Origin of the sequence: Gracilimonas sediminicola (assembly GCF_024320785.1) — a bacterium.
GTDB lineage: Bacteria > Bacteroidota > Rhodothermia > Balneolales > Balneolaceae > Gracilimonas > Gracilimonas sediminicola.
The window spans coordinates 289196-305088 of record NZ_JANDBC010000002.1 but is presented as its reverse complement, the minus strand read 5'-3'; the positions used below and the strand labels follow the sequence as shown (position 1 = coordinate 305088).

Genomic DNA, 15893 nt, shown 5'->3' with positions numbered 1-15893 from the left:
TGTGGTAGTTTTAGTCGGTTTCAGAAAAAAGAAAATTCATCAACAATGACGGTTTTATTATTCATCATAGGGTTAGTTACGCTGATTGTGGGAGCAGAATTGTTCCTGAAATCGGTAGATAAGTTTGGCTTGGCCTGGAGTGTATCTCCGGTTGTAATGGGGTTGACGGTCGTAGCTTTTGCAACCGGCGCTCCTGAGCTGGCTATCAGTTTACAGGCCGCTGCCGAAGGTAAACCGGACCTTGTTTTGGGGAATATTCTGGGCAGTAACATTGCGAACATCCTATTGATTCTTGGTATTGCGGGATTAGTAAAGCCACTTCGTATAACGAATCGGATTATCAAAATTGATGTCCCTGTAGTTATTGGAGCCAGCATTCTGCTCTATGTTTTGGCTATGGATGGTTTACTTACCCCGGTGGATGGATTCATTATTTTCGGGGCTTTGGTTGCCTATTCTATATTCATGTACAGCCAAATCAAAAAAGATCGCCGGGATAATAAACTAAAGAAAGAAGAACAGCCGGAGTTGGACGAGCCGTTAACCACACTTTTTTATGGGAAGTATATTTTTCTGCTTTTGGCAGGATTGGTACTTATAGTGATGGGCTCCCGATGGATGGTGGAATCAGCCGTAGAAATTGCCGGTATCCTTGGTATTTCCGAGCTTATTATAGGGCTTACCATCGTTTCCATTGGTACATCACTGCCCGAAGTAGCTACTTCTCTTTCGGCTGTTCGGCGGGGTGATTCTGATACGGCCGTTGCCAACGTGATGGGGAGTAACCTGTACAATATCCTGCTTACCCTGAGCCTGACCATTATTGTTGCTCCCGGAGCTTTAGACGTATCCATGGATGCCATCAGGCTCGACTTACCGTTTATGGTGATTGTTGCTGTGGCCTGTTTACCGCTTTTTTGGCCGGCTAAGGAATTGGGAAGGCCGGAAGCCGTCGGATTCCTCTTTTATTACGCTGCGTATATGGCCTACCTTGTACTTATAGCTATGCAGAATCCATATAAAGAAACAATGGAGTGGGCGATGATCTGGATTATCATCCCGCTTACAGTTCTGTTGATAGTTATTAAGTTCATAACTGATTATAGGAAGAGAAAAAGGGGTCTTGAACGTAGTTGAGTTTTACAACCTGAATTGAGCTAATTCTGTTGCTTTTCATCCCCCGATTGCTATATTTGGTTAGAGAGAATATTTCGGGTCATGAAAAAACTACTTCTAATATCCTTTTTTTCTGCACTTTTGGTGTCCGGTTGTGACTTATTTAACAGCGGGGATTCCTCAAAAAAGAAAATACCAGCATTTGAATGGAGAGAAATAAATTATTTTACTTCAGATTCAATCACTACAGTAAATACTGACAGCAACGGTGATTTATACGTGGGGCTGAAACGAACCTGGTATGTCTCAACTGATACAGGAAGAACGTTTCAACGGTTTCGAAAACCTGATTCAACCTATTTTAGCAGAATAGAAAGAAGAAATGATACCTATTATGCAATAGGTGAAGTAGATGTTGAAGATGTTTTTTGGGGGTCTCCTATAACGGTAGCTAAACAGGAAATCTATAGGTCAAAAGATGGAAAAAATTGGGAGAAAGTAATCGGGCCCTTTAAAATGTATGATATCGCTTTTGATAATGATAATTATATGTACATATCCAAATTAGAAGGAGTGGTTACGGTTAACCTGACGGATAAATCCAAATATCATTCCAATTTTTATCGCAACAGTTGGTGGGGAAGTATTGTTGACGTTGTCGCTACAAATAGTAAAGGTGACATTTTCGCAGGTTGTCGGGGAGGTATGTTTAAGTCCAGTGACAGAGGAGAGACTTGGAACAAAATAACCAACTCAATTGGTAAAGATTACGATGACATCAATTTTTTGGAGGTTGATGAGCAAGACCGAATTATTTCAATTGCGGTTCGGAGGCTTTTAATCTCTAATGACGATGGGCAAACCTGGGAAAAATTAAGAGAACTTGATAGTTATAATAATTTACAGGATGGTAGAATAAAAACATTTGAGGGTGTGTATCCAACAAATATGGATATCATGTCGAATGGATATTTGTATTATGCCTCAAGTTTTGGAGTTAATATTGCACATCCGGATTCTATGACTAAGTTCTATAATGCAGGGCCGGAGGGGTATGACTACGACTCACCCTTTCCCTATGGAGAAATTGAGACGTTTTCAAACGGTGATGTACTGGTTTATAACTCAAGGAGAATACTTTTTGGGAAAAGAAACCTGAACTCAGAGTTCTGGATAAAAAGGCTCTAAGTTATATATGCTACTTCTTGTAATGCGGCGCATAATTAACTTCCAAAATATCCAGCCGCTCAAAGTGGGTTTGTAATCGCGACCAGAATTCCAGCCAGTTTTTATTTTCTACGGGAGTCCATAGCACTTCTGATAAAGCAGTAGCCCTTGGATAAGCCATGTATTCTACCTTGTCTCCGGAATGCATGTATTCCGTCCATACATTCCCCTGTGCCCCTAACACATACTTGGCTTCTTCAGCAGAGAGTTCTTCAGGAATAGGTTCATAGAAATAAACATCCTTCAGGGTAGTAAATCCGCCAATGGCCAAGGGCTCTGTTTCTGGTTCGGCTTGGTAATGATCATAATAGTTGGAGTCCCAGGGAGTCATGATGACATCGTGATTCATTTTAGCCGCTTCGATACCGCCTTTTTCACCCCGCCAGCTCATAACGGTGGCCCGGGGAGCTAAACCACCTTCCAGTATTTCATCCCATCCAATAATCTGCCGGCCGTGTTCATTTAAAAACTTCTCAATACGGCTGATGAAATAACTCTGAAGTTCATGTTCGTCTTTCAGGCCTTCCCGCTTTATTACTTCCTGTGCAATCGGGCTTTCTTCCCATTGTTTTTTGGGAGCTTCATCTCCGCCAATGTGAATATAAGTGCTCGGGAATAACTCCATCACTTCAGCTAATACGTACTCCAGGAATTCAAATGTTTCTTCTTTGGGGCAGTAAATATCTTCAAAAATTCCCCATGTAGGCTGCACGTGATATTCTTTTTCAAAACACCCAAACTGAGGATAAGCTGCTAATGCCGCTGAAGAATGTCCCGGCATTTCTATCTCCGGGATAATGGTGATATTTCGTTTCTCAGCGTAGGCAACTACTTCCCTGATTTCTTCCTGGGTATAAAATCCACCATATCGCACATTATCATAAATACCCGTTCCGTATCGGCCAATCAGGGTTGAATCCCTCCAGGCCCCAACTTCGGTCAGCTTGGGATATTTCTTGATTTCGATCCGCCAGCCCTGGTCCTCGGTCAGGTGCCAGTGAAAACGGTTCATTTTATGCATGGCCAGCAGATCGATGTATTTCTTTACAAAATCGGTGGGGAAGAAGTGGCGGGCTACATCCAGGTGCATACCTCTATACTGAAACCGGGGATAATCTTTAATGGTAACAACCGGCAGTGTCCACTCCTGATTGTTAGGAGCCAGCGAAGGGAGTTTATGTTCTATAACCGGATCAAAAAGCTGGCGAATAGTCTGTATGCCATAAAAAAGACCAGCGGTTTCCCGAGCTGAAATTCTGACTTCATCTTCCGTAACCGACAGCGTGTAACCTTCCGGGTGTTCAACTTGGTTATCTTTATCGATGATCAGGAAAACAGCCGTATTCGTATCGGTTCGGGTTTCCTCAAAAGAGATGGAATGATCCATCCAGGTAGCCGAGTAAAGTAAATCAGCCAGATACTCGCCCAGAAAATGCATTTCTTCGGTGTCTTCGGAGAGATGAATGGTGGTAAGTCTGTCCAGTTCAAAAAGTCCGTCTCCGTATTCCACTGAAACAGGTTTGGGGATGATGGAAACGGTTGGCTCTGCCTGGAACCCGTATAAGGATTGAACGGTAAATAGGAGAAGAGCGCCAATTAATGCCTTTTTCATAATCTGTCAGGTCTGTGTTCAGTAATTTTGACCGACAAGATAGCATTTATAGACTTTTTATTTTTTGGCTTGCTCCTCTTTTTCTTTGAGGATGTAATTTGCGTACAAAAACTCCAAGGCCGAGGCTTCAAAGCCTTTCCAGTTTTGTATGAGTTCCTGAAATCTTTTTTCCGAAGTGTTATGCGGGTCTTCTCCATAGCTCCAGATAATCCAGCGGCGCAATCCTTTTTCTTCACCGCTTTTTTTGTTGGATGGGAAAACGGCATCGGTGCGTCCACGCATCATCATTAAATCCTGCCCCGAGGTGGGACCAATTCCCTTAATACTTGTGAGTTCATCGTAGCAGGTTTGTGGATCGCAGGTGCTCAGGTGCTCCATATCCACTTCTCCGGCAACAATATCGTTTGCAAGGCCAACCAGATACTGTCCCTTGCGAAGAGTGGGGCCTAATTTCCGAATGTTGGCAGGATCGGCTTTCATCAGTTGGTGGGGGCGGGGCCAGGCCGGCAGCGATTTCTTCCCAAGCATCAGGGCCGTTCCATAAGTCTCCCGGATCCTGTACATCATTTTCTTGGCCGTGGGTTTATGGTTCATCTGCATTTGCACAATCCGGTACAGGATATCCTCGAACAAATTGGCGCGGGTCATGCGCTTTAACCCGTACAGGTTAGAAAGTTTGTCGCCGAGAACCGGGTCATTTTCAGCCTGATCATAAAGAGGACGAAGATCCATATCGGTACCGAAGATCTTAGTCAGGCTCTTATTGGCTTCTGCAATTTCCTCTTTCGACAATGACTCTTGCGTTTCAATGTGAAATTCCGGGCTTTCCGGATCGCCATTAAAAAAGACCGTTACGATAGCATCGGTTTCACCAATGGGGATAGGACGGGTGAATCCTTCCTCAAATATTTTTTCAGGTTCGTGTTCGTGATCAAAGTAAGACTCGATATCGAGACAGAGAAACCAATCGTGGGGAGGGATGGATTTTAGGGTCCAGGAGCTCATAGGGAATGGATGAAGGATGAAGTGATGGATAAAATGAAATTCAGTAAAGTGAGAGTACGATTAAGCACACATCAAATCAACTTTTTGAAAGGGAATAACATTTCATCCATTTTTTGAACCATGATTTGCAGGATTACCGGATTCCCTTGATTTTCATAAATCCATTTTACCAATCTTAGGATATGAGTTGGTTACTTTTCCACTCATTATTTATTCGGAGACTGAAGTTTTATATCTGACAAAAGAAAAACCCCTTAGAATTCCCGAAAGATTTCTAAGGAGTTTTGAATACGAGGGGCTTTAAGCTTACTTCACCAGCACCATTTTCTTCGATAGCGAGTAGGCTTTACCAGAAGCGGATTCCACGTTAAGGACGTAGATATACATTCCCGAAGCATACCGGGAGGCATCCCAGTTCAGCTTGTAGTATCCCGGGCGTACGCCGTTTTCGTTGATCAGCGTTTCCACCTTTCGACCAAGGATGTCAAACACGGTGATACTTACCTTTGCCTGCTCAGCTAATTCGTAATGAATGGTTGTTGTTGGGTTGAACGGGTTCGGATAGTTTTGTGACATAGTGAAACTTTCCGGCAGTTCTTCTACAACTTTAACCGCTTTTCGGGCAATTTGCTGCTGAGCTGGTTTTCCTTTCGCTCTCAGGTCGGAGGCAATGATCAGTTCCGCATCCTGATCGTTAAGGGAGTGGAAGGTCAGGGTTGCAATTTCTCTTTCCTGAACCGGTGAAAGGGCTCCGAAGTTGGCCACGTTCAGCGTAATAATCCCGTTGACGCTATCCACATGGGAGAGGAATACATTGGCGCTGCTGCTGTGCATGTTGAACAATTCCTGATCGGTAATATCAGCAACGCTGAGCTTCTCCTCATCGTAATCGATCACCAATGAAAGCGCAGTCACGCTGTCGGGGTGGGAGAGGGCAAAGGCGTAGGTGACTTCACGCGGAGCATCAGGGTTACTGCTGTATTCCTGAGCCTGCTGTACTTTGGTATAGCTGATATGTTGCAGGGTGTCAGAAATGGACAGTGCGGATTTTTGCTGTGAAGCCGGCTGAATAGTATTGTCATTACCGACTGTAATCTCAGTTCCCGAATTTAGTGCTTGCTTAGCTCCGGAGCGCAGAGCAGAAGCCGCATCTCTTACAGAACCGTTATCCATTCCGGAAATCAGAGCAGCTATGTGCTGTGCTTTGGCAGCTTTGTTTCTGTCCTGAGTTAAGTTCCAGAATCGAATAAAAGCGACGATATCCTCGATGTTGAAGTCGTTATCAGTATTTAGACGGGCATTCGGGAAGGTTAAGCCACCACTGAAATCAAGCGGAGCAGTTTCAAATCCAAAGTCATTATCTCTCCAGCCATTGCTGAAGGAATTCAGGTCATCGAAATCAACCGCAAAGTCATTGTTAAAATCACCGATCATGGTGACGTAAAATTCAGAGGAGGAATAGGTGTCATCAGCTGATGTAAATTGTCCGTCTCCATCAACATCAACAAAATACTGACCGCCGCTGTTATCCTGCATGTTTTGTGATGAAATCCGGACAGTAAGAGTGTCCAGACTGTAGAAGTTGTTGTTATCCAGAATCAGGCTGTTACCTTCTGCGTTCAGAGCACCCGGAGTAATAGTCTGGCCATCGTCATTGATAAAGGTTACAGCACCGGAAAATACCGTTGAGAAGTTATTAAGTGTATTAATGTCGGTATCAAAAACGATTTCTATGCCATTATTTACATACAGTACATTTCCATTTGGGTTGAAATCGTTGACACTCAGAGGAGTAATCAGGAAGTTCTGGCTAACTCCCAATGTGCCACTGAACTGACCTCGAATGGCAATATCAAGGTTACCGTTTCCATCCATGTCGTAAGGATGGATGCTGACGGCTCCATTGAAATCGCTGGTAAGCACTATTGCTGAAGAGAAGGAGTTGCCTCCATTGTTTTGGAACCACATTCCCTGACCGTCGTCCGGTGAGGTTGCGAGTATATCCGTCAGTCCATCTCCGTTAAGATCACCAACCGAAACATCAACAGCCTGGGTAATACCGGTGCCTATTACCGACTTACTTCCGAAGGTGCCGTCTCCATTGTTGATAAACGCCCCAACCTCGCTATCTCCCGATGAAGCATAAACCACATCGAGATTGCCATCATTATCGAGATCGGCTGCTGTTACTTTTTCGGGATTGGTGATGTTGGACCCGATTACGGTTCGGGTAAATGAACCGTTTCCATTATTTTGATAATAAGCTACTTCATGGCCGCCATTCTCACCTGAAACGATATCGGTGAGGTTGTCACCGTTAAAGTCTCCGGCAAAAACAGAATTGATCAGATTGCTGTTATCAACCACTGAGTTCTCCGGGCCAAATGCGACTGCTGACTGGAAGCTTTGGTTTTCGTACCAGCTGATTTTACCATCTCCGGAAGAAGCAATGACAACATCGGTAAACCCGTCGTTGTTCATATCTGCAGGGAAAATATCAGAAATGCCGGTATGATTAACGGTAACTGTAGTTTCATCCAGGAATCCGGTAGTAGAAGTACTTCCTCCGTTATTTTTCAAAACTCTGAACTCATTGTTCACATTAGAAGTAAATACAAGATCCGGGAAATCACTTCCATATACATTCATCGTCCGGATTATTCCCGGAGATACCGATCCTGGATAATTCAAACTTAGTACGTTATTGAAAGGATTGTCACCATCAGAGAAAAGTAATGAAATTAGATTGTCTGCGGGTCGGGTGGCAATCAAATCTTCAAAACCATCTCCGTTAATATCAGCTGAAGCTATGTTACCTCTGCCTGAGAACCCACCTTGAGTTTCGAACAGACCAAAGGTTCCTTCACTTTCATTGAGGTAGAGATACTTCTGAGGATACGTGTATCCAATTCCATTGGTTGTTACCGAAACATTTACAAAACCGGATAAACCAGCAGGGGCTTCTACAACAATTGAGGCAGAGTCAGCGCTGATAACATTAGCGTTAGTACCGCTAAACTGCACCTGATTTTCAGAGGATACGTTAGAAAACCCAATACCTGATAAGGTAACCTGAGTTCCTTCAATACCGGAAGTAGGGTAAATTCCGGAAATCTGGGTAGATATAGCTTTGATGCTTACGGTATCTGAAGCGACACGGGTGTTACTTGAATCGATAGCAACTACTCGATAGTAATAGGTTACGCCGTTATTCAGGCCGGTATCTTCGTAGGTAGTTCCGGTTTGTGGTGTACCGAGCAGCGAGGTGAATCCATCAACATCAGGATTGGTACTGCGAACTACATCATAGCCCAGGAGATCTGTTTCAGTATTGGCATTCCAGCTTAATGAGGCCGAGCCAATATTTCCGGAAACCGTTACGCCGGTTGGAGGGGCAGGAGGGGTGTCCACATTTTTCAATAAGAGCAATTGATTAGCTGTGTAATCTCCAACAACTAAATCAAGTAAACCTGCTTCCGTTAAGTCTGCAGCAGCCACAGATCGCAATTCTCCGGCACCGGATAGCAGAGTATCGGCAGTATCAAAGCTGCCGGACCCGAGGTTTTTATACCAAACCAGGTAACCATTTAAGGTAGAAACGATGACGTCTTTGAGGTCATCACCGTTTAAGTCGGCAGCCGTAGCATTAAAAGGATCAGTCAGGTCGCTGGAAATAACACTTTGAGCTCCAAAGGTGCCGTTACCGGAACTGTTAGAGTACCAAGCCACTTTAGAATCGGTTTGTGAAATTGAAAGCACATCAATAAAACCGTCGTTATCCAGATCGGCAGTGATAACGTTTTGTGGATTATCAACTGAAGAGCTAATTACCGAAGCAGCAGCAAAGGTGCCGGCGTTGTTAACATACTGCACAATTTGATTTGAAGCTTCAATCGAGGCAACAAGGTCAAAATCCCCATCCCCATCAAAATCGGCGGCTTTTACATCATTAGCCAGAGGTGCATTGCCGTCTATCAATTGCTGAAGCACAAAAGTACCGGTGCCGTTATTCTCATAGTACGAGATATCGTCAGAAATGGTATGTACATGAATGATATCTGTATCCCCATCGAGGTTGACATCAAAAGCTATCACGTCCTGGGAGTTATAGTTAGAGATAACCGGGAAGGTCTCGATTACCGAGCCGTCAACGTTGCTGAAATTAAATGATCCATCATTTTGATACCAGGCAAGCACATTGTTATATGCCGCGGCGACATCTAAAATACCGTCCCCATCAAAATCAGCGTAGGTAAGGCTGCGAGCACGTGCGTCACCCGTTTCTCCCAAGGCCTCAGGAGCGGAAAAAGTCAGGCCACCGAGGTTTTCCAGGTACTCTACATTGTTAGATGAATTCTCATTGTACGAAGCGGTTAGGATATCGAGATCCTGGTCGTTATCCAGATTGGCAATCTTCACTTCAAGTATGCCCGACAGGGTAGCAAGGGTTGTAGGATCCTGGAAAAAGCCGCTTTCCCCCGGAGTATCTTCCAACACGGTGTACATATCCGGCGCATTAAGGAAAGTATTCCCGTCTATGACTACCGTAACCTGATATGTGCCCGGAGATACAGCCGGTATGGTGACGGAGATCTTAATTGAATCTGATGAGGTAATGGTGGCACTTTGTCCGCCAACCTGTACATCGAGAGAACTGTTGGTGAGGTTCGCTCCATAAATGGTGAGTGAACTTCCGGCGTCACCGGCAGTTGCAGACAGTGCATAAAGGCTCTTAATTTTGAATGGTACAACTACTTCATCACTTAACTGCGATAAGGCGCCTGTTACGGTATCGTAGGCTGCAGCACGGTAGTAATAGGTGGTATTCTCAACCGGGGTTGAATCCGTAAAGGTGGTATCACCAATTACCGATGTATTCAAACGTGTTGCAGCGGTTGAATCTGAGAATGAAGATGTTGATCGGTACACATTATATCCGCCGATATTTGGGGCCGGACTTGGACTCCAGTCAAGAGCAATGGATGAAGCTCCGGCAGTAGCCGTCATATTCAAAGGGCCCGGTGTTTCAATCGGAATGATATCACTGGAGAAACGGGGAGCGATTTGTGCTCCATTGAATGAACCCAGAATACCCACGAGGTCGAGGTAGGCAGGAGGAGTATCTCCAATTACTTCGGTTTGAGCCCAAAGTCGAATCGCAATGGTATTTCCACCGAATGTCTCTGCGGAGACGTTGGTGTTGGTTGCCGAAGCGTTGGAAGGCCACGTGCCGGGATCGGTAATCAGGTCATTAATTCTTACCAATCTTCCCTGAAGGTTTTGCAGATCTGTAGATGGATCACCGGCATTTACAAAATCATTGTACGTTATAGTTATCGGGTCAGGTAATGCGTTTCCACTGTTTAGAACAGAGATGTTATTATTTACATCGCCGACTACAATTTCACGAAGGCCGCTGAAGGTAGCGAGTTCGCCTTCCACTTCCACGCTATCCCCGGGGGCGATTCCGGAAACTGCTATATCATCGTTAAAGACAACAATCCCAAAGTCACCGTCCTGAACATAAAAAGCGGTATTATTGGCAGATGCCTGGAAGTTAGGTGAGGTTACCACTCCACGTACTCTGGCAAAAGAACTGTCGGTTAGGTTCTTGGCGGTTTCAATAGAAATAAATTCATTATCCGGAGTATAGTACCTGACATCACTATTGTTAATCGGGTATAAAGCATAACCGTCAGTTCCATTTGAAGAACTCTGGTAAATAATACCCGTGAATTCGAAATCATCGGGAATAAGCTGTCCGGCAATTTCAGTGGTGTAATCAGGGCCTACTGTCATGCGAATTGGACTTAGCTGACCGCTTTCAAAAATATCATAATCGGTTTCATTTACGAAGTTTTGTCCGGCTTCATTTACCGAGAGATTATTGACTGTAACCAGTACAGATTCATACTGTTCAAAGTCGGAAACCTGGGAAAGTACAATATCAACCGGTGCCGGAAGAGGATTTTCAGCTGAAATAACGTTAACGGAAGAAATGTTGATCAATTCCTTCATGGAATTCACTTCACCTACCGTACCGGTAATTTCTACCAGGTCACCAATTTGGACTCCTGCGTTGAAGAGGGGAGCATTGAAATCGGCCGTGGCATACAGATGTAATCCTGCACCATTCTGCTGAATCTTAAATACATTTTGATGTTTTCGGGTGATGATTCCCTGAACCCTTACGGTTTCTCCATTAGCTGTTTGCCGAGCTTCGGCTATGGTCGAGAGGTTAACCGGAGGCATCTCATTTTCGTACCAGGCAATTTTGTCGTCTAAGCTGGAAGCGGAAACCACATCCAAATCTCCGTCATTATCCATATCTGCTGCATCGATATATCGTGGTCCGTTAATGGTAGCAGAAGTGGCTATGTTTACGGTATCGGTGACCGAGCTTCCGTCTGTGATCAGAAGTGTAATTTCATCTCCACCTAATGATGAAAACAGAATGTCGTAAAAACCGTCACCATTGAAATCAAGCACTTCTATTTCATCCGGATAACCTGAGCTTTCATGCAGTACAGTAAGTGGTGGATTCGAGGATCCGGTGCCTTGGGTTACCGTAATGTTATTGGAAAAGGAGGTGCCAATATAACGGCGACCAAAAACAATGTCTTTAATGCCATCCTTGTTGAGGTCAACTGATTTCATATCCGAAATCAGGTCATTGGAATAATAATATCGGTTTTCAGCTCCGGTGTTGCTAAAGTTATTATTACCCTCGTTTATTAAAGCACGTATACCTTTTCCACTATCATATGCTATTAATGCATCCTGGTCACCATCTCCATCAAAGTCAGTGATATGAAAGTCAGAAATGTAAGTTGATGAGAAGGAACTGCTGTTGAAACTGAATATATCATTAGGTAGTTCAGCTGTGCCATCCCCGTTATTCTTATGCCACAATACTTTGGTGTAATAAGGGCTGAAGCCAGATGAAGCAGTGTAATAGAGACTAACAACCGGATCCTTTAATCCATCACCATCCATGTCAACCATGGTGAAATCTTTTAAAGTAGGTGTATAACCGCTTTGGGTAGGATAATCGTAGAGATCATATGGAGTGCTGAATAATCCGGATCCTGAATTGGGATACACTCGTACGGATCGGTTGGTTCCGTCTAAAGTAACAATATCATTATCGCCATCCTCGTCAACATCAGTGATTACAATATTGTAAACAAAAGTACCGCTTCCTATAGGAGTTCGGCTTCCGAAGCCGCCTGACTGATCATTTTCAAACCAATCCAGATTGTCGTTGGTATTAGACCATGTTACCACATCTTTGTAGCCATCTCCGTTAAGGTCACCAAACACAGAAATATAAGGTTGTTCCGGTTGGTTGTAGATAATATTTTGTCCGTCGAAATAAGCACCTTCGCTTTTAAGAACGGTAAATGCATTTGATACAGTTGTACTTCGGCTACCACTGTTAATAGTAAGATCAGCCGGACCTGCGGATGTCACTGGAATTTCGATTACAACTTTTTTCGCATAGGAAGCTTCTCCATCTGAACTAAGTACATTAGCTGAAACACCATTTACAGATATACTTAGTTCGGAAAGATCTTTGCTAAATGAATTACCGAATATTTCGACCTCTGCTCCGGGAGCAGCACCCAAAGGGATTACATCCGTGATTTTCAGGTCAGGAACGATATTTCTATAAAACTCCAGTGTACCATTAGAAGTAGGGCTTCCGATAATGTCTAAATCACCATCATTATCAAAATCTCTAATATCGGTTTTTCGTCGAAGACCGTCTGGGGTTCGGATAGGTTGTATTTCAGAATAATCAAAGGTACCTGTTTTTTCTATCCAGAACAGGTTGCTGCTATTACTTCCCAGGATATCCTCATCACCATCACCATCAAAATCGAAAACTTCCAGCTCATCAGTAATTCCATTGCCGGATTGAGAGCTGATCGCAATTTGTGACCCAAAGGTGCTGTTTCCGTTATTTATCAAATAGTACGTTGCGCTGGATGTTGCTGTGATGATATCAGGATATGCATCTTGATTAACGTAGGAGGTTGCTATCGTTCGATAGGAAGATGAACCCAGACTGGCTACAAGGGTAAATGAACCGGTTCCGTCATTTTCGAACCAGTTCAGGATACCATTTTGGCCGGTTACAATATCTAAATCTCCGTCTAAATCTAAATCTGATAGGGTAAAATCATAGATCAGGCTTGACCCAGTGATAATAGTTTGTTCTGTACCGAAGGTGCCATCCCCATTGCCGGCAAACCAGCTAAGTGCTCCACTTCCTAAATTACCGCCTAATAAATCTAAATTGCCATCTGAATTTACATCAGCGGCTTCCATATGATAGTTAAAGAAAGAAGTGGTAAATCCGGTTAGGTGGATTTTAGTTCCGAATGAACCATCGCCGTTACTCGGTAAAAATATGAGGGAATCGGTACCAAGACTTGTGAAATAGACAAGATCTTCAAGCCCATCTCCATTAAAATCTCCTGCTGTCTGTTCTACAATAGAAGTATTAGCAATAGAAGTACCATAGGTGAATGAACCGGTACCATCATTTATTAAAGGAATAAGTTCGTAAACGCCCCCCCCTAAACTATAATTTTCAAGCACGTCATAGTCACTGTCCCCGTCGAGATCCAGGCTAACTGAAATATTTGAACTGCTGTTTCCATTATCGAAGGATTCCGCAAATTCGAAATATGCAGGTTGCTCTTTTATGACCGTGAACTTACCTGAATACTCCGCTACATCTCCGTCTGTTTGGACAATCAGGTCATGAATACCGGTATTCATGGAGGGAACAGTAACAGTCAGTTTGGTGGATTGAGAGGACTCCACCGTAGCCTGAACGCCATCGATATAAACTGAACTGGAACTATTAAAACCGGAGCCATACACCTGAATGGAAGAACCCGGAGCGGCTGCCTCTTTAGAAACTTTAGTTACATAAGAAACAATTTCGGTACCGGTGTTTTCGTACCAGGCGATTTTGTTGTCGGTAAAACTTGCAGAGAGCGCATCCTGATCTCCGTCATTATCAAGGTCTACAGCAAGTATGCTACTAGGTAGATTGGCCTGAGTTGAAATAACTGTTTGGATATCAAATGAACCATCTCCATTGTTAGAATACCATGCAACCTTATTATCATTTAAAGAAGAAGAAACTATATCCTGATCTCCATCCCCATCCATATCGACAGCATATATATCGTTCGGACCATCAGCAAGTCCTGAGACAACATAAAATGCAACAAAATTGCCATTGCCATCATTTTCATACCAAAATATTTCATCATCAGAACCAGAAGCATTTATTACATCTTGATCTCCGTCTCCATCCATGTCTCCTGAGTACACACTCCTAATGTTGCCATCATTAGTTCCAATGACGATTTGGGAGGCGAAAGTTCCATCTCCATTATTAGGGTACCATGCAGTTTTACCATCATTTAGAGAGCCTGAAATTAAATCTTGATCGCCGTCCCCATCAATATCAGTAGCATTTAAGCTAATAATTCCATCAACTGAAGTTGAGATAATGGATTGAGTAGTAAATGTACCATCTCCATTATTTTGGTACCAAGCAATTTCATTATCAAAAATTGAAGTAGAGATTACATCCTGATCACCATCTGAATCGAGATCTGTGGCATAAACATTATTCGCTCCATCAGCGAGAGTAGAAATGACGATTTGGGGGGCGAAAGTTCCATCTCCATTATTCGGATACCATGCGATTTTGTCGTCAGCTTTAGAAGCAGAGAGTACGTCCTGATCTCCATCTCCATCTATATCTGAAACGAATACACCTTGAGGCCCATCAGCAAGAGTTGATATTATACTTTGAGCTGCAAAGGTCCCATCACCATTGTTGGGATACCATGCGATTGTGTCATCTGTTTCAGAAGCAGATACTACATCCAGATCCCCATCGCCATCCAGATCTGCTGCATATATATCTTGTGCTCCATCAGCAAGGGTAGAAATAATATTCTGGGCACCAAAACTGGCATCAACAGCATTCAATACTGAAAAACCACTTGCTAAAGTATCCCCGCCAAAGAAATTGGTAACGGCAAGGTCCTGAATGCCAACAGAGGTGTTAGGAACTTGAACGACAATTTTATTCTCGGTTTTGGAAAGTATGTTTGCTTCTGTATCTCCAAATCTAACAGTGTGTCCTGAACTGTTAAAAAATCCACTTCCATAAATGGATACTTCTGAAAAAGGAGCAGCGGCAGCAGGCTGTACGTTGGATATTCTGACCGGGGTAGCATCGAGGCCGGTAAGGGCGATATTATCCAGAAAAACAGCATCAATGCCATTGGGATCATCAACGGATTCATCTTTTGAGAACCAGAAATCAATATAATACTGACCGGCCGGGAGATCATAAACAGGGCTGTCTGTCCAGCTTGTATCACCGGAAGCTGAGTCAACCACCGTGTTGAAAATCTCAAGGTAGAAGTAATCAAAATTAGCTTCGGTGCTTGTACGGTATTTAAACTGAAGGGTGCCGCCGCCATCACCGATAACTACAAACATTCCCATGTTTGAATTTTGGGAACTGTCGATGGCGCCACTTTTCAAGCTATACCCTGCTTCAAAGGTATTGGCTGATTGTTCTAAGGCCCATGGAGTGGAGGTTTCACGCCCAAACATAGTACCGCCCGTAAAAGCAATGAAGTTTTTAGGCAGGGTGCCGTCAGAGAAGGTATATACAGTGTCAGTAGTTGGGAATACTTCGCTCTCAGCAACCAAATCTCTGTCAGGAGATTCCGGTACTACCGGACTATTTAAAAGTATGTCTGTATTGCCGGATAAAGTTGTTGCGGAAATCGTTTGTGGAACTGCTTCCTTATCCTGTGCAAAAGCAGTGGGAGAAGTGAGAGCACCAAAGGTGAAGATCCCAAATAATAGAAGGCCTTTTTTCATA

General features: G+C 43.6%; 5 protein-coding genes. 2 read left to right on the top strand and 3 right to left on the bottom strand.

The features are described from left to right. Positions 1-45 precede the first annotated feature (45 nt). Together NM125_RS11135 and NM125_RS11130 are read left to right on the top strand one after the other, a co-directional pair. Positions 46-1137, top strand: coding sequence for a calcium/sodium antiporter (locus NM125_RS11135; protein WP_255135003.1), 1092 nt, complete (start codon positions 46-48; stop codon positions 1135-1137). A gap of 81 nt (positions 1138-1218) precedes the next feature. Then, entirely contained in the window at positions 1219-2304 is a 1086-nt protein-coding gene (locus tag NM125_RS11130) for a WD40/YVTN/BNR-like repeat-containing protein (RefSeq protein WP_255135002.1), read from the top strand. A gap of 10 nt (positions 2305-2314) precedes the next feature. Here NM125_RS11130 and NM125_RS11125 read toward each other — a convergent pair whose 3' ends face one another. From NM125_RS11125 to NM125_RS11115, 3 genes are all read right to left on the bottom strand, one after another. Next, entirely contained in the window at positions 2315-3955 is a 1641-nt protein-coding gene (locus tag NM125_RS11125; RefSeq protein ID WP_255135001.1) for a beta-N-acetylhexosaminidase, read from the bottom strand. A gap of 57 nt (positions 3956-4012) precedes the next feature. Next, positions 4013-4960 (bottom strand): DNA-3-methyladenine glycosylase family protein, encoded by a 948-nt coding sequence (locus NM125_RS11120; protein WP_255135000.1) that lies wholly within the window; start codon positions 4958-4960, stop codon positions 4013-4015. Between the two features lie 306 nt (positions 4961-5266). Continuing rightward, positions 5267-15892 carry an FG-GAP-like repeat-containing protein gene (locus NM125_RS11115; protein ID WP_255134999.1) on the bottom strand — a complete coding sequence of 3542 codons (10626 nt, stop codon included), beginning with the start codon at positions 15890-15892 and terminating at the stop codon, positions 5267-5269. Position 15893: the final 1 nt, after the last annotated feature.